The sequence below is a fragment of the Flavobacterium solisilvae genome, assembly GCF_012911605.1.
GTDB classification, from domain to species: Bacteria; Bacteroidota; Bacteroidia; order Flavobacteriales; family Flavobacteriaceae; genus Flavobacterium; species Flavobacterium solisilvae.
On the sequence record NZ_JAAMPT010000031.1, the window covers coordinates 1 to 243 of the forward strand.

At 34.2% G+C, this 243-nt stretch carries 1 pseudogene; it reads left to right on the forward strand.

Annotation, left to right across the window (positions count from 1 at the left end):
• Nucleotides 1-243: pseudogene (locus tag G6042_RS14215) on the forward strand (IS1182 family transposase); the annotation flags it as partial.

Consider the following 243-nt stretch of genomic DNA (forward strand, 5'->3'; position numbering starts at 1 on the left):
AAAATGGGGATATAACCACACCAATTTAATAGGATTAGAGAAAGTAAACGGCGAACACAGTTTGATTATGCTGGTGTATAACATCAAACGCAGCATCAATATCCTTGGTGTGCCCGATTTACTAGCCAAACTCAAAGCATGGAACTCACCTTACAAGAGAAAAGGTTTGTTTTTTGTAAAAACGACCTATTTAAAGCTATTTTTAGTTCGTATTATTCTAGTAACAAATCAAACTACTTCAAA